General features: G+C 64.2%; 23 protein-coding genes. 12 read left to right on the top strand and 11 right to left on the bottom strand.

Features of this window, described 5'->3' with window-relative positions; translation table 11 throughout:
* Positions 1 to 43: 43 nt before the first annotated feature.
* A complete protein-coding gene (locus NDY25_RS19370; RefSeq protein WP_168957378.1) occupies positions 44 to 811 on the bottom strand; it encodes an RNA methyltransferase in 768 nt (255 codons plus the stop codon).
* 117 nt (positions 812 to 928) lie between these two features.
* Between NDY25_RS19370 and NDY25_RS19365 the strand changes: the two genes are divergently transcribed.
* Entirely contained in the window at positions 929 to 1,762 is an 834-nt protein-coding gene (locus tag NDY25_RS19365; RefSeq protein WP_168957377.1) for an inositol monophosphatase family protein, read from the top strand.
* Positions 1,763 to 1,921: 159 nt separating this feature from the next.
* Here the strand turns inward: NDY25_RS19365 and NDY25_RS19360 are convergent, their stop codons facing one another.
* Positions 1,922 to 2,533: a superoxide dismutase gene (locus NDY25_RS19360; protein ID WP_168957376.1), complete on the bottom strand. Its 612-nt coding sequence runs from the start codon at positions 2,531 to 2,533 to the stop codon at positions 1,922 to 1,924.
* A gap of 266 nt (positions 2,534 to 2,799) precedes the next feature.
* Here NDY25_RS19360 and NDY25_RS19355 point away from each other — a divergent pair, with 266 nt between their 5' ends.
* On the top strand, positions 2,800 to 3,249 hold the full coding sequence (locus tag NDY25_RS19355) for a guanyl-specific ribonuclease (RefSeq protein ID WP_168957375.1): 450 nt from the start codon (positions 2,800 to 2,802) through the stop codon (positions 3,247 to 3,249).
* Positions 3,246 to 3,671, top strand: coding sequence for a barstar family protein (locus NDY25_RS19350; RefSeq protein ID WP_168957374.1), 426 nt, complete (start codon positions 3,246 to 3,248; stop codon positions 3,669 to 3,671). Before NDY25_RS19355 ends, NDY25_RS19350 begins: the two co-directional genes overlap by 4 nt.
* 507 nt (positions 3,672 to 4,178) lie before the next feature.
* On the opposite strand, the gene NDY25_RS19345 is transcribed toward NDY25_RS19350, so the two are convergent.
* Positions 4,179 to 6,074, bottom strand: a complete 1,896-nt coding sequence (locus NDY25_RS19345) for an ATP-binding cassette domain-containing protein (RefSeq protein ID WP_168957373.1) — start codon at positions 6,072 to 6,074, stop codon at positions 4,179 to 4,181.
* A 100-nt stretch (positions 6,075 to 6,174) separates the two neighbouring features.
* Between NDY25_RS19345 and dbpA the strand changes: the two genes are divergently transcribed.
* Entirely contained in the window at positions 6,175 to 7,551 is a 1,377-nt protein-coding gene (gene dbpA / locus NDY25_RS19340; RefSeq protein WP_006452773.1) for an ATP-dependent RNA helicase DbpA, read from the top strand.
* 133 nt (positions 7,552 to 7,684) lie between these two features.
* On the opposite strand, the gene NDY25_RS19335 is transcribed toward dbpA, so the two are convergent.
* Positions 7,685 to 8,245, bottom strand: a complete 561-nt coding sequence (locus tag NDY25_RS19335) for an adenine phosphoribosyltransferase (protein WP_168957372.1) — start codon at positions 8,243 to 8,245, stop codon at positions 7,685 to 7,687.
* Positions 8,246 to 8,339: 94 nt separating this feature from the next.
* Complete coding sequence (locus tag NDY25_RS19330) at positions 8,340 to 9,896, bottom strand: protein adenylyltransferase SelO (protein ID WP_168957371.1); 1,557 nt, start codon at positions 9,894 to 9,896, stop codon at positions 8,340 to 8,342.
* 173 nt (positions 9,897 to 10,069) lie between these two features.
* Between NDY25_RS19330 and NDY25_RS19325 the strand changes: the two genes are divergently transcribed.
* Positions 10,070 to 10,936, top strand: coding sequence for an alpha/beta hydrolase (locus NDY25_RS19325; RefSeq protein ID WP_168957370.1), 867 nt, complete (start codon positions 10,070 to 10,072; stop codon positions 10,934 to 10,936).
* Positions 10,937 to 11,073: 137 nt separating this feature from the next.
* Here the strand turns inward: NDY25_RS19325 and NDY25_RS19320 are convergent, their stop codons facing one another.
* Positions 11,074 to 11,772 carry a glutathione S-transferase gene (locus NDY25_RS19320; RefSeq protein WP_168957369.1) on the bottom strand — a complete coding sequence of 233 codons (699 nt, stop codon included), beginning with the start codon at positions 11,770 to 11,772 and terminating at the stop codon, positions 11,074 to 11,076.
* Positions 11,773 to 11,952: 180 nt separating this feature from the next.
* Positions 11,953 to 12,162, bottom strand: a complete 210-nt coding sequence (locus NDY25_RS19315) for a cold-shock protein (RefSeq protein ID WP_168957368.1) — start codon at positions 12,160 to 12,162, stop codon at positions 11,953 to 11,955.
* A gap of 267 nt (positions 12,163 to 12,429) precedes the next feature.
* On the opposite strand from NDY25_RS19315, the gene NDY25_RS19310 reads away from it, so the two are divergent.
* From NDY25_RS19310 to NDY25_RS19295, 4 genes are all read left to right on the top strand, one after another.
* Entirely contained in the window at positions 12,430 to 12,909 is a 480-nt protein-coding gene (locus NDY25_RS19310) for a YaiI/YqxD family protein (RefSeq protein ID WP_115040185.1), read from the top strand.
* A gap of 61 nt (positions 12,910 to 12,970) precedes the next feature.
* Entirely contained in the window at positions 12,971 to 13,519 is a 549-nt protein-coding gene (locus NDY25_RS19305) for a YaeQ family protein (RefSeq protein ID WP_168957367.1), read from the top strand.
* Complete coding sequence (locus NDY25_RS19300; protein WP_256627630.1) at positions 13,516 to 14,697, top strand: BaiN/RdsA family NAD(P)/FAD-dependent oxidoreductase; 1,182 nt, start codon at positions 13,516 to 13,518, stop codon at positions 14,695 to 14,697. Before NDY25_RS19305 ends, NDY25_RS19300 begins: the two co-directional genes overlap by 4 nt.
* Before the next feature lie 117 nt (positions 14,698 to 14,814).
* On the top strand, positions 14,815 to 16,884 hold the full coding sequence (locus tag NDY25_RS19295) for a GGDEF/EAL domain-containing response regulator (protein ID WP_168957365.1): 2,070 nt from the start codon (positions 14,815 to 14,817) through the stop codon (positions 16,882 to 16,884).
* A 412-nt stretch (positions 16,885 to 17,296) separates the two neighbouring features.
* On the opposite strand, the gene htpX is transcribed toward NDY25_RS19295, so the two are convergent.
* Complete coding sequence (htpX, locus tag NDY25_RS19290) at positions 17,297 to 18,175, bottom strand: protease HtpX (protein ID WP_168957364.1); 879 nt, start codon at positions 18,173 to 18,175, stop codon at positions 17,297 to 17,299.
* A gap of 98 nt (positions 18,176 to 18,273) precedes the next feature.
* Here htpX and gluQRS point away from each other — a divergent pair, with 98 nt between their 5' ends.
* The 3 genes from gluQRS to phaR all read left to right on the top strand — a co-directional run bounded on the left by gluQRS (position 18,274) and on the right by phaR (position 20,742).
* Positions 18,274 to 19,140 (top strand): tRNA glutamyl-Q(34) synthetase GluQRS, encoded by an 867-nt coding sequence (gene gluQRS / locus NDY25_RS19285; RefSeq protein ID WP_115040189.1) that lies wholly within the window; start codon positions 18,274 to 18,276, stop codon positions 19,138 to 19,140.
* A gap of 113 nt (positions 19,141 to 19,253) precedes the next feature.
* Complete coding sequence (gene phbB / locus NDY25_RS19280) at positions 19,254 to 19,994, top strand: beta-ketoacyl-ACP reductase (RefSeq protein WP_168957363.1); 741 nt, start codon at positions 19,254 to 19,256, stop codon at positions 19,992 to 19,994.
* Between the two features lie 157 nt (positions 19,995 to 20,151).
* Positions 20,152 to 20,742 (top strand): polyhydroxyalkanoate synthesis repressor PhaR, encoded by a 591-nt coding sequence (phaR, locus tag NDY25_RS19275; protein WP_023904228.1) that lies wholly within the window; start codon positions 20,152 to 20,154, stop codon positions 20,740 to 20,742.
* Positions 20,743 to 20,789: 47 nt separating this feature from the next.
* Here the strand turns inward: phaR and NDY25_RS19270 are convergent, their stop codons facing one another.
* From NDY25_RS19270 to mutL, 3 genes are read right to left on the bottom strand one after another with little or no spacing between them, the layout of a single operon-like run.
* A complete protein-coding gene (locus tag NDY25_RS19270; protein ID WP_168957362.1) occupies positions 20,790 to 21,755 on the bottom strand; it encodes a TraB/GumN family protein in 966 nt (321 codons plus the stop codon).
* 16 nt (positions 21,756 to 21,771) lie between these two features.
* Positions 21,772 to 22,710 carry a DUF1684 domain-containing protein gene (locus NDY25_RS19265; protein ID WP_168957361.1) on the bottom strand — a complete coding sequence of 313 codons (939 nt, stop codon included), beginning with the start codon at positions 22,708 to 22,710 and terminating at the stop codon, positions 21,772 to 21,774.
* Positions 22,710 to 24,572, bottom strand: a complete 1,863-nt coding sequence (mutL, locus tag NDY25_RS19260) for a DNA mismatch repair endonuclease MutL (RefSeq protein ID WP_168957360.1) — start codon at positions 24,570 to 24,572, stop codon at positions 22,710 to 22,712. The genes NDY25_RS19265 and mutL overlap by 1 nt, the downstream gene beginning before the upstream one ends.
* Positions 24,573 to 24,702: the final 130 nt, after the last annotated feature.

Genomic DNA, 24,702 nt, shown 5'->3' with positions numbered 1-24,702 from the left:
AGCCGCCGACAGCCTAGCCGAATCTCTCAAGATGTGACAGGCGTCAGTTTCCGGCCCGCTTTGCCAGCATGGCCATGCGCTGGGCATCGGACAGGATGCCGCGCAGCAAGCGCACCTCCTGCTCGCTCATTTCGGTGCGCAACAACAGCCGCCGCAGCTTGCGCATCGCCGACTCCGGCGCGCGGCCCTTGTGGAAATCGATGTCGTCCAGCGTCTCGCCCAACTGGGCAAACATGCCTTCCAGTTGCGCGTGACTGGCGGGGCCTTCGCGCAGTGCGCCGGTGGTGGCTGCCGGCGCCGGTTCCGCCTGGCCCGCTTCCAACTGTGCCAGCCGCACTTCATAGGCCAGCACCTGTACTGCGGCGGCCAGGTTGAGCGAACTGAAAGCCGGGTCAGACGGGATATGCACGGCCGCGTGGCAGAGCTGCAACTCGTCGTTGGTCAGCCCGGTGCGCTCGCGGCCGAACACGATCGCCACTTCCGCCGGCTCGCCGGCCTTGGCCAGGGCGCGGCGTGCGCCAGCGTCCGGCAGCAATTCTTCCAACGCCACCCGGCGCGCGCGGGCGGTGCAGCCGATCACCAACGTGCAATCGGCCACCGCCTCGCCCAGCGTAGCGAAGACCGGTGCATCGCCGAGCACGTCCTCGGCACCGGCAGAGCGCCGGTAGGCGTCCTCGTCGAGGGCGCGCTCAGGAGCGACCAGCGCCAGACGCGAGATCCCCATCGTCTTCATCGCGCGCGCGGCGGCGCCGATATTGCCTGGATGCTGGGTACCGACAAGAACAAAACGGATGCGCTGACTGACGGACATGAACGGAGATTGGGGAGCTGTTCGGTCGTAGATGGTAAACTGCGCGACCGGTTTCGTGCCGGACCGCTCTTTTACCTTCGCCAATTCTTCAATTCTGCCTTCACGGGAGCTTTAACCATGCAGAAACCCGCCGTCACCGTCATGGTCAAAGCCGCCCGCCTCGCCGGCAATGTGCTGTTGCGCGGTATCAACAAGCTCGACTCGCTCAATGTGGTGCAGAAGGGCCGCATGGATTACGCCAGCGAAGTCGATGCCGATGCCGAGAAGGTCATCATCAAGGAACTCAAGCGCGGCTACCCCGAGTACGCCGTGTTCGGCGAAGAAGGCGGCGTGCAGGGCGGCAAGAGTGGCCGCTACACCTGGGTCATCGACCCGTTGGATGGCACCAGCAACTACCTGCGCGGTTTTCCGCATTACTGCGTGTCGATCGCGCTGGTGGAAAACGGCGAGCCCACCGATGCGGTGATCTTCGACCCGCTGCGCAACGAGCTGTTCACCGCCAGCCGCGGTGCCGGCGCGGTACTCAACGACCGCCGCATCCGCATTGCCGAACGCAAGGACCTGGAGGGCGCGATGGTCCACACCGGCTTCCCGCCGCGCGAGCGTGCACGCATCAGTGCGCAGCTGAAGTGCGTCGATGCGCTGCTGGTGCAGGCCGAAGATGTGCGTCGCACCGGTTCTGCCGCACTGGATCTGGCCTATGTGGCGTGCGGCCGCGCCGATGCGTATTTCGAAGCCGGCGTCAAAGCCTGGGACATCGCCGCCGGCGTGCTGCTGGTGCGCGAAGCCGGTGGCCGGGTCTGCGACTACAAGGGCGCCACCCCGCCGCGCATGGACAACATGGGCCCGGAAACGCAGCAGATCGTGGCCGGCAACATCAAGATCAGCGATGCGCTGCAGAAGGTCATCGTCAACACCGGCTACGCGTGCGAGTTCGACGCCAAGTTCTGATCGGCGCTCCGGCAATCGTAGGAGCGCGCTTGCGCGCGATGAAGCTTTCCCAGGGAACGCCTCTTCGCGACCAAGGTCGCTCCTACACGACAGACCGCAGCAAACGAAGAAGGCCGGGATCGCTCCCGGCCTTCTTGCGTTACAGCGTCAACTCAAGACTCAGGCGATCGCAGCGTGGTAGCGGCGCTCGACTTCTTCCCAGTTCACTGCGTTATAGAACGCGCCGATGTATTCCGGGCGACGGTTCTGATACTTCAGGTAGTACGCGTGTTCCCACACGTCCAGGCACAGGATCGGGGTGTTGCCTTCGAACAGCGGGCTGTCCTGGTTAGCGGTGCTTTCGACCACCAGCTTCTTGTCCGGGGTCACGCTCAAAAACGCCCAGCCCGAGCCGAAGCGGCTAGCGGCGGCCTTGGTGAAGGCTTCCTTGAACTTCTCGAAACCACCGATGTCCTTGTCGATCGCCTTGGCGACCTCGCCCTTGGGCTCGCCGCCGCCGTTGGGCGACAGCACGGTCCAGAACAGCGAATGGTTGGCGTGGCCACCACCGTTGTTGCGCACCGGGCCCTGCAGGTTCTCCGGCAGGCTCTTCAGCTTGGACACCAACTCTTCGACCGGCAGGTCCGCATACTCCGTCCCTTCCAGCGCCGCATTGACGTTGTTGATGTAGGCCTGGTGATGCTTGGTGTGATGGATCTCCATCGTCTGCGCATCGATATTCGGTTCCAGCGCGTCGTAGGCGTAGGGCAACTGCGGAAGGGTGTAAGCCATGCGTGTCTCCTGGACTTGCCGCCCGGCGAAGACCGGGCGTTGCGGGATAAATAGTAGGGACGGCGGCGGCGCTTACCAAGAGTGCTGGCAGGGAAACTTCATCCCATCGCGCACCGCGTCGTGTTCGCTGCACACCTTGCACCATGCCCCGGTTACTTGGGCGTGAATCGCGCAGGCGTACACATACCGCGGCGTTCAAAGTCGACACAGTCGTGCAACGGCATACTTGATCTGCTGTCTCCATACTTCCGTTTCTGGACATCTTCATGCGCAAGCCCGCTTTGCTGATCGTCGCCATCGTGCTGCTCGTCGCCGGCTTATGGGTCGTGCGCGTGATGCAGACGCCCAAGCCGCAGTTCGCGCCGCAGCTCAACGCGCCGATCGCCGCAACAGCGCCGCCCGAACAGACGCCTCGGCAGCAGGGTCTTCCGGGTTTTCTGCCGACCGAAGCGATGGCCACCATCGTATTGATCCAGCGCGGCGGGCCGTTCCCGCATGCGCAAGACGGCAGCGTATTCGGCAATCGCGAACAACGCCTGCCCGAGCGTGCGCGCGGCTACTACCACGAGTACACCGTGGAGACGCCCGGCAGCCCTGACCGCGGCGCACGCCGCATCGTCACCGGCGGCACGCCGCCGCAAGCGTGGTACTACAGCGACGATCATTACCAGAGCTTCAAATCGTTCAAAGGCCCCACGCCGGAGCAGGCGCCATGAGCGCAGGCGACTTCGCACTGGACCTGTCCGATCCGCAACAATCAGGCGTTTATCAAGCCGACACCGACGATCTGGACACCATGGCCGCGCTCGCCCGCGACGCCGGCCTGCACATCCTGCGTGTGGATCTGGCCAGTTGTAACGACAAGCACATGTTGCTGATGCGCCTGGCCACCCAACTGGATTTCCCGGCCAGCTTCGGTCGCAACTGGGACGCGCTCTCCGATGCCTTGCGCGACCTGGCCTGGCTGCCCGCATCACATGGCTATGCGCTGTTGATCAACGGCGCAGACGCACTGGCGCGCACTGCACCAAACGATCGCAACACCTTGCTGGATATTCTCGACGAAGCCGCAACCACCTGGGCCGCTCGCGGGCTCACATTTGCAGCGTTTGTGGCGCCTGCGAGTGCTTGCGACTGAGAGCGGCTAACAAACGCTGTAGCGATGGCGGCAACATGTTGGCCGCACTCGCCTTCGTTGGCGAATGACGCACTGTCGGAAATGGCAGCGAAATCTAGATGCGAATCAAAGCCTGGTTAGTCGAGTGCGCGGTGCCCTCACCGCTCGCGGGACACGCCGTGAATCCGTCCGTGGAGGCTCGGTGGCGGCATCCATGCCGCCACACGGTCCCGCAATCGGTAAGGACACCGCACCAGACAGTTAATAGGTTGCCTTGTTCAAAAGCATGCACACCGACCATCTCGACTGGTCCTTGCCCGCCCACCCTCGCGGGACCTTACGCGGCATGGATGCCGCGTAAGAGCCTACACGGACGTACTTGCGGCGTGTCCCGCGATGGTGGGCGGGCAAGGGCCCTGCAGCAAACCCGCAGATCAGCCGCTCTACAAGTCATCTATCAGCTCGCGATGCTTGTTTGCCGCGCCTAAAACCAAAAGACCGGCACGCAGTCGCACGCCGGTTGAGCCATCAACTATCCAGCTCGCTCCAGCGCGCGAACGCCGCATCCAGCTGCGCCTGTGCATCGCCCAGCGCGGCGGTATGCGCGGCCATCGCTGCGCTGTCGCGCTGATAGAAGGCCGGATCGTTCATCGCATTGGTGAGCGCTGCGACCTGCTGCTCCAGGCTGTCGATCAAGGCCGGCAACTGCTCCAGTTCGCGCGCATCCTTGTAGCTGAGCTTGCGCTTGGGCGCAGCTTCCGCCGGTGCGACGGCAGGCGCCGCTGGCGTAGTCGCAGCCGCCGTCGCCGATGCCTTGGCAACCGCCATCGCGTTGGGCGCCGGGGTGCGGCGCTGACGCAGCGAATCGCTGTAACCACCAACGTAATCGCCGACCAAGCCCTCGCCTTCCATCACCAGCGTGGAGGTCACCACATTGTCGAGGAAGTCGCGGTCATGGCTGACCAGCAACAAGGTGCCGGTGTATTCGCCGAGCAGCTCTTCCAGCAGTTCCAGCGTTTCCACGTCCAGATCGTTGGTCGGTTCGTCCATCACCAGCAGGTTGGACGGCTGCGCAAACAGCCGCGCCAGCAGCAGGCGATTGCGTTCGCCACCGGAGAGACGGGTGATCGGCGCGCGGGCGCGCTCCGGGGTGAACAAGAAGTCCTGCAAGTACGCATGCACATGCTTGCGCTTGCCGTTGATCTCGATGAAATCGCGGCCTTCGGCCACATTTTCGATCGCACTCCAGTCCTCGCGCAACGTGGAGCGGTACTGATCGAAATACGCGATCTGCAGATTGGTGCCGATGCGGATTTCGCCCTGCTGCGCCTGCAAGTCGCCCAGCAACAGCTTGAGCAAGGTGGTCTTGCCGCTGCCGTTGGGGCCGATCAGACCGATGCGGTCGCCACGCTGGATGATGGTCGAAAAATCCTTGACCATCGTGCGTGCGCCGAACGCGAAGCCGACCTCCTTGGTCTCGATCACCTTCTTGCCGGACGACTCGCCCTGCGAGACTTCCATGCGCACATTGCCGCTCAGATCGCGGCGCTGGCCACGTTCGTTGCGCATCGATTCCAGACGCCGCACACGGCCTTCGTCGCGGGTCCGCCGCGCCTTGATGCCCTGCCGGATCCAGATTTCTTCCTGCGCCAGCATTTTGTCGAAACGCGCATTTTCCTGCGCCTGCGCATTGAGCCGCTCTTCGCGACGGCGCTCGTAATTGGCCCAGTCGCCGGGCCAGCTGGTGACCTGGCCGCGATCGATTTCGACGATGCGCGTGGCCAATGCACGCAGGAAGCGCCGGTCATGGGTGACGAACAACACGCTGCCGTTCCAGTTCTTCAGGAACGACTCCAGCCAATCGATGGCTTCGATATCCAGATGGTTGGTCGGCTCGTCCAGCAGCAGCACGTCCGGCGAAGACACCAGCGAGCGCGCCAGCAGCACGCGACGCTTCATGCCTCCGGACAAGCGCGCAAACTCCGCATCGCCATCCAGTTCCAGCTTGGTCAGCGTCTCGGTGACGCGCTGATCCAGCGCCCAACCGTCGGCCGCGTCGATCTTGGCCTGCACCTTGCCGAACGCATCGCCATCGAACACCTCGGCATGGCTGAGCTGATGGAATTCGGCCAACCAATGGCCAAGCTCGCCCAGGCCATCGGCCACCACCTCGAACACGCTGCCGCCGGTGCCCTGCGGCACCTCCTGCTCCAGCCGCGCGATACGCACGCCCTGTTGCACGCGCACTTCGCCGTCGTCGGGCTTGAGCTCGCCGGCGATCAATTTCATCAAGGTCGATTTGCCGGCGCCGTTGCGGCCGATCAGGGCGATACGCTCGCCCGGCTCGATCGTGAGGTCGGTTTTTTCCAGCAACAAGGGGCCGCCGACGCTGTAGTCGACGCTTTGCAGAGTGATTAAAGGCATGGGTCAATTGTACGGGAATCGGGAATAGTGAATCGGGAATGGAAAAGCCTCGCCGTTGCGATTCCCCATTCCCCACTCCCGATTCCCGCTAAAATGCCCCATGAACGAATTCTCCGCGCTGCCGCTGTCGCCGGCCCTGGCCCCCGGCATCGACGCCCTTGGCTACACCGTACTCACTCCCATCCAGGCGCAAAGCCTGCCGCCGATCCTGCAGGGGCTGGACGTCATCGCCCAGGCGCCGACCGGTAGCGGCAAGACCGCTGCCTTCGGGCTGGGCCTGCTGCAAAAGCTAGATCCCGCATTGACCCGCGCGCAGGCGCTGGTGCTATGTCCTACCCGCGAGCTGGCCGATCAGGTTGGCAAGCAGCTGCGCAAGCTGGCCACCGGCATTCCGAACATGAAACTGGTGGTACTGACCGGCGGCATGCCGCTGGGCCCGCAACTGGCCTCGCTGGAAGCGCACGACCCGCAAGTGGTGGTCGGCACGCCCGGACGCATCCAGGAACTGGCCCGCAAGCGCGCACTGCATCTGGGTGGCGTGCGTACGCTGGTGCTGGACGAGGCCGACCGCATGCTCGACATGGGCTTCGAAGAACCCATCCGCGAGATTGCCAGCCGCTGCGACAAACACCGTCAGAGCCTGCTGTTTTCGGCCACCTTCCCGGACATCATCCGTACGCTTGCGCGCGAAATCCTGAAGGACCCGATCGAAATCACCGTCGAAGGCGCCGACAACGCGCCGGAAATCGACCAGCAATTCTTCGAGGTCGACCCGACCTATCGACAGAAAGCCGTCGCCGGGCTGCTGCTGCGCTTCAATCCCGAGTCCAGCGTGGTGTTCTGCAATACCCGCAAGGAAGTGGACGAAGTGGCCGGCTCGCTGCAGGAATTCGGCTTCTCTGCGCTGGCCCTGCATGGCGACATGGAACAGCGCGACCGCGATGAAGTGCTGGTGCGCTTCGTCAACCGCAGCTGCAACGTGCTGGTGGCAAGCGATGTGGCCGCCCGCGGGCTGGACGTGGAAGACCTGGCGGCGGTGGTCAATTACGAGCTGCCCACCGATACCGAAACCTACCGCCACCGCATCGGCCGCACCGCGCGCGCGGGCAAGCGCGGGCTTGCTCTCAGCCTGGTGGCCTCACGCGAAACAGGGCGCGCCCAGGCACTGGAAGCCGAACAAGGCCAGCCGCTGAAGTGGTCGCGTGCACCGTTGGCCACCGCGCGCCCGGCACAGCTGCCGCAGGCGGCCATGACCACCTTGCGCATCGACGGCGGCAAGACCGACAAGCTGCGTGCCGGCGACATCCTGGGCGCGTTGACTGGCGAAGCCGGGCTCTCGGGCGCGGCGATCGGCAAGATCGCGATCTACCCCACCCGCTCCTATGTCGCCATCGCCCGCGCACACGTCGCCAAGGCACTGGCGCATCTGCATGCGGGCAAGATCAAGGGACGCCGGTTCCGGGTCAGCAAGCTGTAATCAGCGGCCCGGCAGATATCCTGCCGGCCATACGATCAAGCGGAGGGACTGAAGCGCCTGCCCCGCACCATCTACATGGATGCGCACCTCGCGCATCCATGTCGCCAGACGCTCGAGCGGCAGTCTGTATGAATCAGTAGCTCAACGTGGCCAGCAACGGCACGTCATCGGCCCACTTGCTGCGGCCCTGCAGCGCCAGCAACTCGACCAGCACCGCCGCACCGACGATTTCCAGTTGCAGCTGTGCAGCAAGCCCCAGCGCCGCGCGCAGCGTGCCGCCGGTGGCGAGCACGTCGTCGACGATCAACACGCGCGCGCCACGCGGCAACGCGTCCTCGTGCATTTCGATGCGATCGGTGCCGTATTCCAGCGCGTATTCCTGGACCAACGTCCGTCCGGGCAGCTTGCCGGGCTTGCGCACCGGCACAAAACCGGTGCGCAGTTCGCGCGCCAGCGCCGCGCCCAGAATGAAACCACGCGCCTCGATGCCCAGGACCGCGTCCAGCGGCGTGGTGCGCCAGGGCTGCGCCATTTCGTCCAGCGCCGAGGCAAAGTCCGGGCCGTCCGACAGCAGCGGGGTAATGTCCTTGAAGACGATACCCGGCTTGGGAAAGTCGGCGATGTCGCGGATCCGTTCAGCCCAATGGTTGGGTCCGGAAGAAGTATTGCCGGCGCAGCGGGTGCAGTCAGTCATGGTGGCGATGGCGTCAAGGCCGGTGGGGACCATCCTATTCTAGGCTGCGTAGACCCGTGACGCCGCGTTTACGACATACGTGCATCTGAGTGCGTCAGGAACTGCACGACAGCATCGAACAGCCGGCGCGGTCGCGCGCCCACTCCGGCCGCCGCGCGGCAAACGCATCGCGGCCCGGTTGGTCGTCGTAGGGTCGGCGCATGACCTCGAGCAATTCCTGCACGCCGGAGGGATCGCCCTGCTCTGCCAGATCGATCGCCTGCTGCGCCAGATAGTTGCGCAGCACGTAGCGCGGGTTGGCCAGGCGCATGCGTTCGCGGCGTTGGTCCGGCGACAGCGTGTCTTGACCCAGCCGTGTGGCATAGCGTTGCAGCCATTCCTGCAACTGCCCGGCGTGCGCAAGGCGCTTGTCCTGGTCGTAGAACGCTTCGCGCAGCAGCTCCGGGTCGGGATGCTCCGGCGACCACTCGATCAGGCCACGAAATGTCAGCGTCATGTCCATCTCGCCCGCGTGCATCAACTCACGCAGCGCATCGATCAAGTGCAGATCCTCGTCGCGACAATCGGCCAGACCCAGCTTGGCCGCGGTGTCGCGGCGGTCGCAGCCCAGGTAAGTATCGCGAAAGTGATCCAGCCCCTGCTGCAACGGCGCCGCATCGGCAAACAGTGGCGCGAGCGCCTGCGCCAGGCGTCCCAGGTTCCAGTACGCCACTTGCGGCTGGGTGCCGAAGCGGTAACGCCGGCCCTGCGCGTCGGTGGTATTCGGCGTCCAGTCCGGGTCGTAGTCGTCGACCCAGCCATATGGGCCGTAATCGATGGTCAGGCCCAGGATCGACATGTTGTCGGTGTTCATCACCCCATGCACGAAACCGACCCGCATCCAGTGCGCCACCATCACGGCGGTGCGCTCGCAGACCTGCGCAAACCAGGCCGCGTACAGATTCTCGCCAGCACCTTCCAACTCCGGGAAATCGCGTGCAATGGTGAAATCCGCCCACTGCCGCAGCAGCGCGCTATCCCCGCGCGCACTGGGCAATTCGAAATTGCCGAAGCGAATGAACGATGGCGCCACCCGGCATACGATGGCGCCGGGCTCGCGCTGCGGGCGACCGTCGTAAAACATGTCGCGCACCACTGCATCGCCGGTCGTGACCAGGCTCAGTGCGCGCGTTGTCGGCACACCCAGATGGTGCATCGCTTCGCTGCACAGGAATTCACGAATCGACGAGCGCAGCACGGCGCGCCCATCGGCGCCGCGTGAGTAAGGCGTGGGACCGGCGCCCTTGAGCTGCAATTCGTAGCGACCACCATCGACCCCGATCGCCTCGCCCAGCGAAATGGCCCGGCCATCGCCGAGCTGGCCGGCCCAATGCCCGAACTGGTGCCCGCCGTAATTGACCGCCCACGGCTGCATGCCCGGAGACAACGCGTTGCCGCCAAACACCTCGGCAAAACGGGCACTGGCAATCTCGGCCTCGTCCAGCCCGAGTTGCTGCGCCATCTCGGCGGAATAGGCCAGCAGCCTGGGCGCTGCGACCGGCGTCGGCGACACCGACGACCAGGCAGCGACCACATCCCGGCGACGCGGCCCTTCTTCCGGATCACCAGGCAACTGCTGACGCAGACGGTTGTCGAACTGGATATCTGTCATGGCGACAAGCCTAGGCCAGAGCGGGTGAACTTCGCATGGGTGAACCGCGCATCCTATTCGCTACCGGCCTCGTATCCCCATTCCAGACACGCTGAACTGCAGCATCCAGCCGCACTCGCACATCACAACAGCCGCAGATTCATTCCTCTTCAGTTATTACAGCGACCCTACTCATGCGCTTGCACACTTCCCGCTGGTTTCGCCCTGCCCTTTTGCTACTCGGCGCGTTAAGCCTGAGCGCCTGCAGCAGCGTGTTCTTCGGCGGCATCAACGCTGCATCCAGCCGCACTGGCGTCATCGAACACCGCAACGAGGTCTTCGACCCGGAACACGGCCTGGCGCTGGACGTCTACCAACCGCGCGGCGCCGTCGATGCGCCGGTGGTGGTGTTTTTCTACGGCGGCACCTGGAAGCGTGGCGCCCGCGCCAACTATCGCTGGGTCGGCCGCTCGCTGGCCCGCGAGGGCATGGTGGTGATGGTGACCGACTATCGAAAGTATCCGCAGGTCCGGCTGGACGGCTTCATGAGCGATGCCGCACAGGCCACCGCCTGGAGCCATCAGCACGCACGCGCCTACGGCGGAGACCCTGCCCGCCTGGCGGTGATGGGCCACTCCGCCGGTGCGTACATCGCAGGACTGCTCGCCACCGATCGCCGATGGCTGCAGGCACAGGGCATGCAGCCACGCCAACTCTGCGGTTTCGTCGGCCTCGCAGGCCCTTACGACTTCTCGCCGATGACCGACCCTGAATTGATCCAGATCTTCGGCACTTCACCTACCGAACAGGAAGCCTCGCAACCCATTCGTCATGTGGATGGGGACGAGCCGCCGATGTTGCTGCTGCACGGCGATGCCGACCACGTGGTGGAACCGCGTAACAGCACGGTTCTCGCTGCCGCCGAACAACAGGCGGGGGTCCAGGCGCACCGCATTTTTTATCCAGGAATGGGCCATATGCGTTTGGTGCTGTCACTCCGCAAGGAATCGCAAGTGATGCGCGACACCTTGCAGTTCCTGCGGCAGTGTCGCGCGCCCTGAGGTCTGGACGTGCGCGCGCAGGTGGTTGCGCGCGGGATTGGACGTGGGGATTGGGAAGTCGCAAACCAGACGACTGGCGGCCAGCAAAGTGATCGCTGCTTGCCGCAGCATTACGCCTCGCCAAGCCGCTGCCAGCATTACTCTGGGGATTTGCGTCCCATCAGCTCGAACGGGCCGCCCTTTTTCAGCGCGGCCTGATACGCCGGACGCGCTTCGATCCGCTCCAGAAACGCGCGCAAACGCGGATAATTTTCAAATCCGCCACCACGCGCCGCGGCGGCCTGCACCGGAAAGCTCATCTGGATGTCAGCCGCAGTAAAGCGCTCACCGGCGAACCAGTTGCTGGCCTGCAGCGACTGCTCCATCCAGTCCAGATGCAGCTTGAGTTGCGGGCTGACGAAGCCCGACATCGCCTTGTCCGCAATCGCGCGTGCAATGGGTTTGACGAAAAACGGCATCGGCGCACTGCGAATGCGCGCGAAGATCAGCGTCATCAACAACGGCGGCATCGCCGAGCCTTCGGCGTAATGCATCCAGTAGCGAAACTGCATGCGCTCCGGCGAATCCTGCGGACGCGGCGATGGCGACAGCGCGCATTCGGTATCGTAGCGTTCGGTCAGATACTCCATGATCGCGCCGGACTCGGCCACGGTCAGATCGCCATCCACGATCAGGGGCGATTTGCCCAGCGGATGGATCGCACGCAATGCGGCCGGCGCCAGCATGGTCTTGGAATCGCGCTCATGCCGCACGATCTGGTACGGTAGCGCCAGTTCTTCCAGCAGCCACAGCACACGCTGGGAACGGGAATTATTGAGATGGTGGACAGTGATCATGAGAAGGGCTGCGCGCGGAAAGCGCACATCCTACCCATCCCTGCGTCGTCGCCGCGCTCACTCGCGCCTGCAGGCCCCGCGCTGCTGACGATGCAAACGCATTGCTCAAAAGACGCCCAATAAAAAACGCCGATCGCTTGCGCGACCGGCGTTTTTGGCAACCTTACGGTTGCAGACGGATTAGACCGCCTGCACCTGGTCAGCCTGCATGCCCTTCTGGCCCTGCACGGCGACGAAGCTCACTTTCTGGCCTTCCTGCAGCGACTTGAAGCCGGTGCCCTGGATGGCACGGAAGTGCACGAACAGGTCCGGGCCGCTTTCCGGGGTGATGAAGCCGAAGCCCTTGGCATCGTTGAACCACTTCACAGTACCGTTTAGACGTTCTGACATTTACTAACTCCTGAACTATTGATTGATAAATCGCAGCGTCCGAAAAGCCGGAGCTGAGACTGAGTTGCAGGCGTTGGTAAAGCGGAACGATGAAGCGAGATCTGTAACGATCCGGCTGCATCAGGCCACGATTCACGGTGACCCTTGCAAACACAGTGAGTGCACAATACTCGCGATTCCAATAAAAAGCGACACCCCGCGTCAAAATTTTTACTATCGGGCCAAATCCGACCGCATGTCAGGTCCCTTCCCTATCGATATCACCTTATGAATACGCCGAGTACGCCAACCCAGGCGCAGATCTGGGTCGATGCCGATGCCTGTCCTGCCGTGGTCCGCGACATCTTGTTCAGAGCAGCCGTGCGCACCGGCACCGCAGTGACCCTGGTCGCCAATCATTTCCTGCCCACGCCACGCCTGGCGCATGTGCGCGCCGTCCAGGTGCCGGGCGGACCGGACGCGGCCGATGATGCCATTGCCGAACGGGTTGCCGCCGGCGATCTTGTCGTCACGCAGGACATTCCATTGGCTGCCCGTGTCCTGGAGCAAGGCGCGACCGCCATCAGCCCGCGCGGCGAGCCATTCACCGGCAACTCCATCAAGGAGCGCCTGTCGGTACGCAGCTTTCTGGAAGAACTGCGCGGTGCCGGCGTCGCCACCGGTGGGCCGCCTGCGCTGCATGCACGCGACCGCCAGGCATTTGCTGCGCAACTGGACCGCTGGCTGGCAGCGCAACCGCGCGCCTAGCGCAGCACGCCGGGCTTGCAGCGGCGGCGTATCATGAGCGCCCTTTGCAATCGGCATCCTGATGGCTCTTACCGCCACCGTCCGCAGGGCGGAACTTCAGATCAGCGACATGGACCGTGGCTATTACGCCAACCATTCACTGACCCTGGCCCAGCACCCTTCCGAAACCGACGAGCGCCTGATGGTGCGGCTGCTGGCGTTCGCGCTGTTTGCCGACGACCGTCTGGAGTTCGGCCGCGGGCTGAGCAACGACGACGAGCCCGACCTGTGGCGGCGCGATTACACCGGCGACCCGGATCTGTGGATCGACCTCGGCCAGCCGGACGAAAGCCGCGTGCGCAAGGCCTGCAATCGCTCGCGTGAGGCAGTGGTGATCGGCTATGGCGGCCAGGCCACCGAAACCTGGTGGAAGAAGCAGGCCAATGCGCTCGGCCGACAACGCAACCTGCGCGTGCTGGAGCTCGATTCGCAGGCCACCGAGGCGCTTGGCGCCCTGATCCAGCGCGGCATGCGCTTCGATGTGATCATCCAGGACGGCGAGGTGCAGATGCTCGCAGATCAGGGCAACGTCACCCTGACCCCGATGGTGCGGCAAGCCCCGGCCGAATGAGCACGCGTTACGACGTGCTGGTCATCGGTGCCGGCGCGGCTGGACTGATGAGCGCCTTCACCGCCGGCCGACGTGGCCGCCAGGTGCTGGTGATCGACCACGCCAACAAGATCGGCAAGAAGATCCTGATGTCCGGTGGCGGGCGCTGCAACTTCACCAATACCGGCACCACGCCAGGCAACTTTCTGTCGGCCAATCGGCATTTCTGCAAATCCGCGCTGGCCCGCTACAGCCCGTCGGATTTCGTGGAAATGGTCGAGCGCCACGGCATCGCTTATCACGAGAAAGAGCTGGGACAGCTGTTCTGCGACATCTCGTCCAAGCAGATTGTGCGCATGTTGCTGGACGAGTGCGAAGCGGCTGACGTGCAGGTGCGTACCGAGTGCGAAGTACGCTCGGTGCGGCGCGACAGCGATGGCTTCAGTATCGAAACCAGCCAGGGGCGCGTGCAGGCGCAATCGCTGATCGTCGCCACCGGCGGGCTGTCGATTCCGAGCATGGGCGCCAGCGGCTTCGGCTATGCGCTGGCCAAACAGTTTGGCCACGAGCTGCTGCCGACACGCGCCGGGCTGGTTCCGCTGACGCTGAGTGGCAAGCATCAGGAGCGGCTGCAGGAGTTGTCCGGGCTGGCCTTGCCGGTCGAGGCGCACTGCAACGGGGTCAGCTTTCGCAATTTCATGCTGGTTACCCACCGCGGGGTCAGTGGCCCGGCGATCCTGCAGATCTCCTCGTTTTGGCAGCCCGGCGATGATCTGCGCCTGGACCTGCTGCCCGGCCAGGATGCTGCAGCCTGGTTACGCGAACAAAAACATCAACGCGGCGCCACCGAACTGCGCAATGTACTGGCCGACGTGCTGCCGCGACGCTTTGCGCAGCGCCTGTGCGAAGTGTGGCTGCCGGACAAGCCGGTGCGTCAGCTCGATCCGCCGCAACTGCAGGCCGCGGCCGACCTGCTCGGCGCATTTCCGCTGGTCGCCAGCGGAACCGAAGGCTACCGTACCGCTGAAGTAACGCTCGGCGGTGTCGATACCAACCAGGTCTCCAGTGCATCCATGGAGTCGCGTCTGGTGGCCGGCTTGTATTTCGTCGGCGAGGTGCTGGATGTGACGGGATGGTTGGGCGGCTACAACTTTCAGTGGGCATGGGCATCCGGTCACGCCGCAGGAAGCGTCGCTTAAGCCTATGCTGGGTTATAGAAACGTGGACCAAGTCTCACCCCGGATGCGGTCTTGTCCACACACATGGACGCCTCCGACCCCCTTCGTGTATTTAGAGCCGTCTCCAGGAAGCCGCGCATGCAGAAAGGTAAAGATCTCACCCTCCGCTTGATGATCGTCGACGACAGTGTCGAGAGCGCGGAGGCGATCGTGACCGCGTTGCGCAACGGCGGCATTGCAGTGCGTCCATCGCGGCCGCAGACCCTGGACGACCTCGCCAGCATGTTGTCCGGCCAGATCGATCTGGCCCTGCATGGCCAGGCGCTGCAGATTCCGATGAACGCGCTTCAGCAGCAGATCGCGAGCAGCGGCAAGGACATTCCGATCATTCTGCTGGCCGAACGGATCGAAGAAAACGCGTTGGTCGAGGCTGCTTCGCACGGCATTCGCGCGCTCGTGCTGCGGAATCGTCCCGAGCATCTGCTGGCACTGGTGCGTTCGGAATGGGCCGATCTGCAGGCCCGGCGCGGACTGCGTCGCATCGAAGCGCAGATGCGCGAAACCGAGCGGCGGTGCGATGCCCTGATCGCCTCTTCGCGCGACCCCATCGCCTACGTGCACGAGGGCATGCATATCCGTGCCAACGAGGCGTATCTGGAGATGTTCGGCTTCGAGTCGTTCGAGGATGTCGAGGGCGTATCGTTGCTGGACATGATCGCCGCGCAATACGTCGACGATTTCAAGCAATTGCTCAAGTCGCTGTCCAAGGGCGAACCGCCGCCGGCGCAATACAAGGTCGACGCGCGCCGACTGGAAGGCGACACCTTCCCGGCGACGATGGAATTTGCCACCGCCACGTATGAAGGCGAGCCGTGCATCCAGGTGGTGTTCCGCCGCCGCGAGGAATTCGACCCGGAACTGGCACGCGAGGTCGAAGATCTGCGCCAACGCGATCAGGTCACCGGCCTGCTCAACCGGCCGACCTTCATGGTCGCGCTGGAACAGGCGGTGGCACGGGCCGGTCGCAGCGAAGGCCAATCCGGCTTCCTGCTGATCGAGCCGGACCATTACGCGCGGCTATTGCCCGAAATCGGCCTGGATTCGGCCGACGCGTTGATCGCCGCCCTGGCCGCGCATGTGGCCAGCGTGCTGGATGACAGCGTGGTGGCGGCGCGCTTCGGCGAGCACAGCTTTGCGTTGCTGATGGACGGCAACTACGCGCGTACCCACGCATTGGCTGAAATGGTGCGCGATGCGTTCGCGCAGCATGTCTTCAGCATCGGCGCGCGCTCGGCCACGGTCACGGTGAGCATTGGCGGGGTACAGATCGGCGAAAAGATCGCCAGCATCGGCCAGGTGCTCAATCGCGGCACCGAGGCGGTACGCACCACTGCCGAGCTCGGCGGCAATGCGCTCAGCATCTATGACCCCGCCGCCTCTGATCGCGCCGAAGAAGAACGCATCGAACGTTGGGTAGAACAGCTGCGCGAAGCACTGATCGGCGATGGCTTCTCGCTGCACTACCAGCCTGTGCTCAACCTGCAGGGCGAACCGGTGGAGTTGTACCAGGCGTTTCTGCGGCTGGAACGCAATGGCGAAATCATGTCGCCGAACGCGTTTATCGCCATCGCCGAAGAGCACGACCTGATCACCGAAATCGACCGCTGGGTGGTGGCGCGCGCGATTCGCCAGCTCGGCGAGCGGCAACGTGCCGGACACAAGACACACCTGTTGGTACGGATCGGACCGAACTCGTTCTCCGACCCACAGATGATCGACACCATCCGCGAGCAGTTGGCGGTGTACGGCGTGCCCGGCGAGCGGCTGTGGTTGCAGACGCCGGAATCGAAGGTGTTCACGCATCTGCGCAACGCCCAGCAGTTTCTGGCCTCGCTGTCTTCGATGGGCTGCAAGGTGGGGCTGGAACAATTCGGTTCGGGCCTGGATTCGTTCCAGTTGCTGGCGCACTTCCAGCCGGCTTTTCTCAAGCTGGACCGCGGTATCACCGGAGATGTCGCATCGGCCCGCGAAAGTCAGGAAAAAATTCGCGAGATCACTTCGCGTGCGCAACCGGCCGGCATTCTTACCGTGGCCGAATTCGTGGCCGATGCGCAGTCGATGAGCAGCTTCTTCAGTGCCGGCGTGGACTACGTGCAAGGCGACTTCGTCGCACCGACCGGGCCGTTGATGAACTACGAGTTCGGTTGAGGCCTTGCCGAGGCAAGCGAAAGACCAACAATCAAAGCTAGATTAGTCGAGGGCGCGGTGCCCTCACCGTTCGCGGGACACGCCGTGAACCCGTTCATGGGGGCTCGGTAGCGGCATCCATGCCGCCACACGGTCCCGCAATCGGTGAGGACACCGCACCAGAGAGTTTGCTGGCTGCTTTACTCAAAGCCTAACATGCACACCGACCATCTCGACTGGTCCTTGCCCGCCCCACCATCGCGGGACCTTACGCGGCATGGATGCCGCGTAAGAGCCTACATGGACGTACTTGCGGCGTGTCCCGCGATGGTGGGCGGGCAAGGGCCCTGCAGCCAATCAACAGATCAGCAGCTCTACAACCGATCTATCCGCGCTGACCAGCCAATTCAAGACAATCGACACCAGTGCAGCCTTATCGCGCAGCACCGTTCGCGGCACGCAGCGCAGCGATGCGCTCGGTCAGCGGCGGATGGCTCAGGAACAGACGACGCAGGCCGTCGCCCGCACCGCCGGAGATCCCGAACGCCTGCACCTGCGAGGGCAAGGTGTTCTGGCCGTGATTGAGCGACAAGCGCTCCAGCGCGGCGATCATCTTGCTGCGCCCTGCCAGCTGCGCACCACCGGCATCGGCGCGAAACTCGCGACGGCGCGAAAACCACATTGCGATCATGGTCGCGAACAAACCGAATACCATCTCCAGCGCGAACACGATGATGTAATACGCAAAACCGCGGCCACCTTCGCGATTGCTGGAGATGGCGCCGTCGATGACACCGCCGACCACACGCGCCAGCACGATCACGAAGGTATTGAGCACGCCTTGCAGCAGCGCCATGGTCACCATGTCGCCGTTGGCGACGTGCGCGATTTCGTGGCCCAGCACTGCTTCGGCCTCGTCCTGGCTCATGTTCTGCAGCAAGCCGGTGGACACCGCCACCAAGGCATTGTTGCGGTTGGCGCCGGTGGCGAAGGCGTTGATCTCCGGGCCGTCATAGACCGCCACCTCCGGCATGCCGATGCCGGCCGCCTGCGCCTGGCGACGCACGGTCTCCAGCAGCCAGCGCTCGGTCGGCGTGCGCGGCTCGGTGATGACATGGGCGCCGGTGCTGCGCTTGGCCATGAACTTGGACAGCAGCAAGGAAACGAGCGACCCGCCAAAACCGAACACGGCCGCCATCACCAGCAAGCCGCTCATCTGCGCAGGATTGACGCCCAGCACTGACATCACGATGCCGGCCAGCATCAGCACCGCAAAATTGGTCAGCAAAAACAGGAAAATGCGGTTGAACATGGCGCGATGACTCCACACATGCGGGAATGAACTGCTGCGGATTTGCGGCCGCCAGCGCTTGAAATCAAGCAAGCATCTGACCGACGATTCAGCTGCCCATGTCATCACCCAGCTACCGCGGCCGCTTTGCGCCCTCCCCCACCGGCCCCCTGCACTTCGGCTCCCTGCTGGCGGCCTTCGGCAGCTGGCTGCTCGCGCGCCATGCCGGAGGTGAGTGGTGCGTGCGCATCGAAGACATCGACCCGCCGCGCGCCGAGCCCGGCGCCACCCAACGCCAGTTGCGCACGTTGGCGGCATTCGGGCTGAGCTCGGACATCCCGGTGATATATCAGTCCGATCGCGACGCGCAATACGCCGCCGCTCTGACCACGTTGCTGGAGGCCGGGCTGGCCTTCGAATGCAGCTGCAGCCGCGCCGATCTTGCGGGCATGGACGGCATCCACCACGCCTGTGTGGCGCCGCTGAGTACCCGCCGCGCGGTGCGCCTGCGGGTGCCGCCACAGGCGTCGGTTGGCTTCGACGACGCACTGCAGGGCCACGTGATGCAGGACGTGTATGCCGAGGTGGGCGATGTGGTGCTGCGCCGCGCCGATGGCTATTGGGCCTACCAACTGGCTGTGGTGGTGGACGATGCCGCGCAAGCCATCACCGATGTGGTGCGTGGCGCGGACCTGCTCGACTCCACCCCGCGCCAGCTGCTGCTGCAGCGCGCCCTGGGCCTGCCGCAGCCGCGCTATCTGCATCTGCCGCTGATCCTGGATGGCGACGGCCGCAAGCTGTCCAAGTCGCATGACGCACCCGCACTGGACGATGCCGACCCGCTACCAGCCCTGCACGCCGCCTGGGCCGCACTCGGACAGAACGCGGCAGCGCTGCCGCGGCATGCTGCAGTCGACACGCTGCTGCAACATGCCGTGCAGCATTTTTCGCCTCAACTGCTGCCCCGCCACCACCTCCGAACGTGACCGAACGCGCATCAGAGCACCGGCGTGACTAGAATTGCGACCCAGCACCGGCAACCGGGCGCGGCGCCAGTGTCCGCGTCCCACTCGCCCACCATCTGTTCATTGGAGTCGTCATGACATCTCGCGTCGCATTGATCACCGGCGGCACCGGCGGCATCGGCACCGCCATCTGCAAGCGCCTGGCCGACCAGGGGCACCGGGTCGCCAGCAATTTCCGCAATGAGGAAAAAGCCCGCGCATGGCAGCAGCGCATGCAGGCGCAGGGCTACGAGTTCGCCCTGTTTCGCGGCGATGTGGCCTCCTCCGAGCATGCGCGCGCCTTGGTCGAAGAAGTGGAAGCCTCACTGGGGCCGATCGAAATACTGGTCAACAACGCCGGCATCACCCGTGATACCACCTTCCACCGCATGACCGCCGAGCAGTGGCACGAGGTCATCAATACCAACCTCAATTCGGTCTTCAACGTCACCCGCCCGGTGATCGAGGGCATGCGCAAACGCGGCTGGGGCCGGGTGATCCAGATCAGCTCCATCAACGGATTGAAGGGCCAGTACGGGCAGGCCAACTACGCCGCCGCCAAGGCCGGCATGCACGGCTTCACCATCTCGCTGGCGCGCGAAAACGCGGCATTCGGGGTGACCGTCAACACCGTCTCACCAGGCTACGTGGCCACCGACATGGTGATGGCGGTGCCGGAAGAGGTGCGCGCCAAGATCGTTGCCGACATCCCCACCGGGCGGCTGGGTCGCCCGGAAGAGATCGCCTATGCGGTGGCATTTCTGGTCGCAGAAGAGGCCGCCTGGATCACCGGATCCAACCTGGATATCAACGGCGGCCATCACATGGGCTGGTAGCGTTTGCTGCACCTTCGCGCTGCAGCATGAAAACTCCTTAGAAATCATGCTGCGCAGCATTTTTAGGTGTCTGCTTAAGAAAATAAGGCCTTTTGCTGTTGCAAGCGCTGTTGCGGTGCGCCATCCTGCGCGCACTATCGTTGTGAGTGAACGTTCCATGGCCGGACTTCGCATCATCAAGAAGTATCCCAATCGCCGTCTTTACGACACGGAAATTTCCAGCTACATCACCATAGAGGATGTGCGTCAGCTCATCATCGACGGCGAAGAATTCGAAGTACGCGACGCCAAGAGTGGCGAAGACCTCAGTCGCGCCGTATTGCTGCAGATCATTGCCGACCGCGAACAGGACGGCGAGCCGATGCTCTCCACCCAGTTGCTGAGTCAGATCATCCGTTTCTACGGCGACTCGCTGCAGGGCTTCATGGGCAACTACCTGGAGCGCAGCATGCAGGTGTTCCTGGATCAGCAGCAGCAGTTCCGCCAGCAGATGGGCAACCTGCTTGGGCAGACCCCGTGGGCAATGATGAATCAGCTGACCGAGCGCAACCTGGAGTTGTGGCAGGAATTCCAGCGCAATTTCGGCGCCGGCTTCGGCCGCCCGGGTGGCCCTGGTACGCCGCCGACACCGCCAGGTTCTTCTGGCATCGGCAGTGGCCCGATGGGTACCGGGACGCACAAGGGAACCGGTACACACGGCACGTCCAGCAACACGGGCACCACCGGCAAGGCCCGCAATCGCGGCTGAAAGACGACTGCTGCGCTGGAGCGTGACACGCTCCCGGCGCAGCCAGATCAGCGGCCGACCTGCTCCGTGCAGGCCGAGCAGATCCGCTCCACGTGGTAGCCACGTGCACGCAGACGCTCTACCACGCCGTCGCTACCCAGCAGATGCAGCGTACCGACCACCACCAGTGTGGTTCCGCTGCCTTTACCTAGCCGTTGCTCCAGGAGCGGCACCCAACGCGCATTGCGCTCGACGTTGATGTCCTGATACAGCGCCGGGTATTGCCGACGCATGTCTTCGGCCATTTGCGTGGACAGCGTATGCACATCGCCATTGCGCCAGGCCGTGTGCAGCTGACGCACCTGATCGGTAGCCTCCGCCTCGTCCAGCGACTCTTCCAGCAACTGATGCTGCTCGGTGGGCGACATGCCATCGAGCATGGCGATCTGTTGTTCGGCGCGCTCCAGGCCATCGGCCGGTTTGCCCTTGGCCTGCGCCTGCTCCATCAGGTAATGATCCAGACCGGCGTTCGGGTCCATGCCTTGCCGGCTCATCTCGGCCAGGCTGATCGTCAAGGCGACAAACCAGGGCTCGAGTGGCTGCAGGGTGTCGAGCGACATGCCGTATTTGCGCGCGTAGGCGCTCAAGGCCTGCCAAGTTTTTGCATCGAGCGCGTCCTGCAACCGGCGCCCGTCGGTGCGCCGTGCCGCCTGCAGCATGCGGCCGGCCAGCTCCGGCGATTGCGCATCGGAGGGCGGTAGTTCGAACACCAGCCGGTCGGCCTTGGCGAAGGCCTGCATGACATCCGGCGACAGCGGGTAATCGCTGGGCTTGAGCACATGGAACGAGCCCAGTAGATACAGCGTGCCGCCCTTGCCATCGACCTTCCACAACAACGGCACCGGTGGTCCGGCCGCAGCCTCGCCGCCAGCACGCGCCCAGGCGGGCACAACTGCCCCGCTCCACAGCGCCACGCAGATCAGTGCGCTGCTGCACCATGTTGCAAGTCGGGTTCGCGCGCTTGTCTTTACCACGTCGGTTTTCTCCACGTCAGTGCGGCACCTTGTAAGCCTTCTCGCCCGCCGACACGGCCAGGTCGATACGGTTTTCCGGTGGCGGCAACAGACAGGTCGCGAACGGCGTAAACGCGCACGGCGGGGTGTAGGCGCGATTGAAGTCGATCACCACATGCCCGGAGGCATCGGCGACATCCAGATCCAGAAAGCGCCCGGCCGGGTAGCTCCCATGCCCGCTGGTACGGTCGGCAAACACCACGAACATCGGCCGCCCCGGTTCGCCGATGGTTTCCAGCCGATAGGGCTTGCCGTCGCGCTCGAATTCGACTGCCCCCGCGTTCGGCTGCTCGCTGCTGATGCCCACGATATCCACCATCGGGATGGTCTTGCCGACATCGTTGGGCACGTAGCGTCCGCTGATACGCCAGGACGGATCGACTGGCCAGTATTCCAAACCGGCGAAGCCGGTGCGCGATGGTGCATCGGCATGCTTGACCCGCAGCGCATTGCGGTCGCCGCGACGGATCAGGCTCAACACGCCTTTGCCGTCATCGAAATGGATCAAGGTCGGCTGTGGGTCGTCATCGGAGTGGAAGCGGATCCTGCCGGTCAGCGGCTTGCCATCGACGGTCAGCGCTGCACCGCGCTCGGGCACGAACCAGACCGTGTTGGCCTCGGAGGACAACATGCCCATCTTGGGCGGACCGACCGCCAGCTTGATGCCGCTGTCGGCACTGCTGCCGATGTAATGCGCTTTCAGCGATAGCCAGTGCAGGCCGACCAGACTGGTCCAGCCGTCTGGCGCACGCAGCTCTGCCAGGCGGGCTTCGCGCCAGGCGGCGTTGTCGGCCAGGAATGTCTTGTCCAGGGCGACGGGCGCCGCCGGCGGCGGTGCGTCTCGCCCGCACCCGGCCAGCGCCATGAACACCAGCATGCCGAGCAGCCAGTGTTTCCCCTTGTGCAACCCAGCCATCAACGCCCCCTGAGAAACCAACGATCGATTTCGCCCAGCGTAACCCGTGCCCAGGTCGGTCGGCCATGGTTGCATTGGCCGGAGCGCTCGGTGGCTTCCATATCGCGCAGCAGCGCGTTCATTTCGGGCACGGTAAGGCGCCGATTCGCGCGTACCGCACCGTGGCAGGCCATGGTGGACAGCAGCTCGTCGCGCGCAGTGGCGATGCGGCGGCTCTGACCGTGTTCGCGCAGGTCGCCGAGCACATCGCGCAGCAGCGCTTCCGGTTCGGCATTGGCCAGCAGCGCGGGAATACTGCGCACATGCAGCGATTGCGGACCGGCGCGGGTGATCTCGAAGCCCAGGCTGGCCAGCGTATCGGCTTCGCGCTCGGCGGTGTCGGCTTCGCGCTCGCCTACTGCCAGCGTCATCGGCACCAGCAGCGGCTGCGCGTGCAGACCGATGCTGTCGTGCGCGTTCTTAAGCCGTTCGTAACCGATGCGTTCGTGCGCGGCGTGCATGTCCACCACGATCAAGCCCTCGGCGTTTTCGGCAAGGATGTAGATGCCGTGCAATTGAGCAACCGCATAGCCGAGCGGGGGAACACCGCTGTCGTGCGAAGTCGCCGGCAAGCCGGTGCCGGAGAAGGTTTGCATGGCCGCGGACTGCTGCTGTGCGCTGCCCGATGGCGGCGCGTACAGCGCGCTGTACGCGGCGCGCGCTTCATCCACGCGCAGGCCCAAGGGTGTTTGCGATGGCGTCCAGTTGCCGTAGCCGGTGCCGCCACCACTGCCGGTTGCGCCACCGTAGTTCGGAGTGTTGGCCATCCCACTCGGTGCAGCACCTGTATCGCTGGTGCCTTCCGTGCCGATGCTATTTGGCATCGCGCCGGCACGCGTGTGCGCCAGCGCGTCCTGCAAGGTGCGATACACAAAATCGTGGATCAGCCGCGCCTCGCGGAAGCGCACCTCATGCTTGGCCGGGTGCACGTTGACGTCCACGCGCGCCGGGTCCAGTTCCAGAAACAACACATACGCCGGCTGGCGGCCATGGAACAGCACATCGCCATAGGCCATCTTCACCGCATGCGCCACGCTGCGATCGCGCACCGAACGGCCATTGACGTAGAGATATTGCTGGTCGGTACTGGCACGCGAGTAATGCGGTTGCGCGACCCAACCATGCAGCCGCAGACCGGCGCCGCCGTGATCCACGCGCAAGGCCTGCCGGGCGAAATCCTCGCCCAGCGTTTCGCCAAGACGCGCATCCGAATACAGATCGCCCGGCTTGTAGCGACGCGAGGGTTTGCCGTTATGCGAAACGCGCAATTCCACATCCGGCCGCGCCAGTGCCAACGAGCGCAGCCACTCTTCGATATGCCCGAGCTCGGTGCGCTCGGCACGCAAGAACTTGCGCCGCGCCGGCACGTTGTAGAACAGCTCGCGCACTTCCACCGTGGTGCCCGGCGCATGCGCACGCGGCGTCACTTCGCCCAGGCGGCCGCCTTCGATTTCCAACGCGGAGCCGTGTTCGGCATCGTGGCGGCGCGAGACCAGGGTGAAGCGGCTGACCGAGGCGATCGACGGCAGGGCTTCACCGCGAAAACCGAGCGTGGCTACGGTTTCCAGATCGTCCAGCGAGGCGATCTTGCTGGTGGCATGCCGCGATACCGCCAACGGCAGTTCGTCCGGCGGGATGCCGCCGCCGTTGTCGCGGATACGGATCAAGCGCACGCCGCCTTCTTCGAGCTCGATATCCACGCGGGTGGCGCCGGCATCGAGCGCGTTTTCAACCAATTCCTTGACCACCGATGCAGGCCGCTCGACCACTTCGCCGGCGGCAATCTGGTTGATCAGGATGTCGGGCAGCTGACGAATCGCCATCAGCGCAGGCACTCGCGCTGGTCGCAAACTGGGAAGCGCATCGAGGGTGTAGCAAGCAAGACAGACGTCGGCACGGCAATCCGGCGGCGCGCAGGCGCCGTCATCAAGGAATCAGTGCGGAATGATAGCC

The sequence above is a fragment of the Xanthomonas hortorum pv. pelargonii genome (assembly GCF_024499015.1).
Lineage (GTDB): Bacteria > Pseudomonadota > Gammaproteobacteria > Xanthomonadales > Xanthomonadaceae > Xanthomonas > Xanthomonas hortorum_B.
This window is presented reverse-complemented; position numbering and strand designations above follow the sequence as displayed.

Excerpts from the sequence above, each read along its gene's own strand:
- NDY25_RS19370 (WP_168957378.1), bottom strand. The coding sequence starts at position 811 with ATGTCCGTCAGTCAGCGCATCCGTTTTGTTCTTGTCGGTACCCAGCAT.
- NDY25_RS19365 (WP_168957377.1), top strand. The coding sequence starts at position 929 with ATGCAGAAACCCGCCGTCACCGTCATGGTCAAAGCCGCCCGCCTCGCC.
- NDY25_RS19360 (WP_168957376.1), bottom strand. The coding sequence starts at position 2,533 with ATGGCTTACACCCTTCCGCAGTTGCCCTACGCCTACGACGCGCTGGAA.
- NDY25_RS19355 (WP_168957375.1), top strand. The coding sequence starts at position 2,800 with ATGCGCAAGCCCGCTTTGCTGATCGTCGCCATCGTGCTGCTCGTCGCC.
- NDY25_RS19350 (WP_168957374.1), top strand. The coding sequence starts at position 3,246 with ATGAGCGCAGGCGACTTCGCACTGGACCTGTCCGATCCGCAACAATCA.
- NDY25_RS19345 (WP_168957373.1), bottom strand. The coding sequence starts at position 6,074 with ATGCCTTTAATCACTCTGCAAAGCGTCGACTACAGCGTCGGCGGCCCC.
- dbpA (WP_006452773.1), top strand. The coding sequence starts at position 6,175 with ATGAACGAATTCTCCGCGCTGCCGCTGTCGCCGGCCCTGGCCCCCGGC.
- NDY25_RS19335 (WP_168957372.1), bottom strand. The coding sequence starts at position 8,245 with ATGACTGACTGCACCCGCTGCGCCGGCAATACTTCTTCCGGACCCAAC.
- NDY25_RS19330 (WP_168957371.1), bottom strand. The coding sequence starts at position 9,896 with ATGACAGATATCCAGTTCGACAACCGTCTGCGTCAGCAGTTGCCTGGT.
- NDY25_RS19325 (WP_168957370.1), top strand. The coding sequence starts at position 10,070 with ATGCGCTTGCACACTTCCCGCTGGTTTCGCCCTGCCCTTTTGCTACTC.
- NDY25_RS19320 (WP_168957369.1), bottom strand. The coding sequence starts at position 11,772 with ATGATCACTGTCCACCATCTCAATAATTCCCGTTCCCAGCGTGTGCTG.
- NDY25_RS19315 (WP_168957368.1), bottom strand. The coding sequence starts at position 12,162 with ATGTCAGAACGTCTAAACGGTACTGTGAAGTGGTTCAACGATGCCAAG.
- NDY25_RS19310 (WP_115040185.1), top strand. The coding sequence starts at position 12,430 with ATGAATACGCCGAGTACGCCAACCCAGGCGCAGATCTGGGTCGATGCC.
- NDY25_RS19305 (WP_168957367.1), top strand. The coding sequence starts at position 12,971 with ATGGCTCTTACCGCCACCGTCCGCAGGGCGGAACTTCAGATCAGCGAC.
- NDY25_RS19300 (WP_256627630.1), top strand. The coding sequence starts at position 13,516 with ATGAGCACGCGTTACGACGTGCTGGTCATCGGTGCCGGCGCGGCTGGA.
- NDY25_RS19295 (WP_168957365.1), top strand. The coding sequence starts at position 14,815 with ATGCAGAAAGGTAAAGATCTCACCCTCCGCTTGATGATCGTCGACGAC.
- htpX (WP_168957364.1), bottom strand. The coding sequence starts at position 18,175 with ATGTTCAACCGCATTTTCCTGTTTTTGCTGACCAATTTTGCGGTGCTG.
- gluQRS (WP_115040189.1), top strand. The coding sequence starts at position 18,274 with ATGTCATCACCCAGCTACCGCGGCCGCTTTGCGCCCTCCCCCACCGGC.
- phbB (WP_168957363.1), top strand. The coding sequence starts at position 19,254 with ATGACATCTCGCGTCGCATTGATCACCGGCGGCACCGGCGGCATCGGC.
- phaR (WP_023904228.1), top strand. The coding sequence starts at position 20,152 with ATGGCCGGACTTCGCATCATCAAGAAGTATCCCAATCGCCGTCTTTAC.
- NDY25_RS19265 (WP_168957361.1), bottom strand. The coding sequence starts at position 22,710 with ATGGCTGGGTTGCACAAGGGGAAACACTGGCTGCTCGGCATGCTGGTG.
- mutL (WP_168957360.1), bottom strand. The coding sequence starts at position 24,572 with ATGGCGATTCGTCAGCTGCCCGACATCCTGATCAACCAGATTGCCGCC.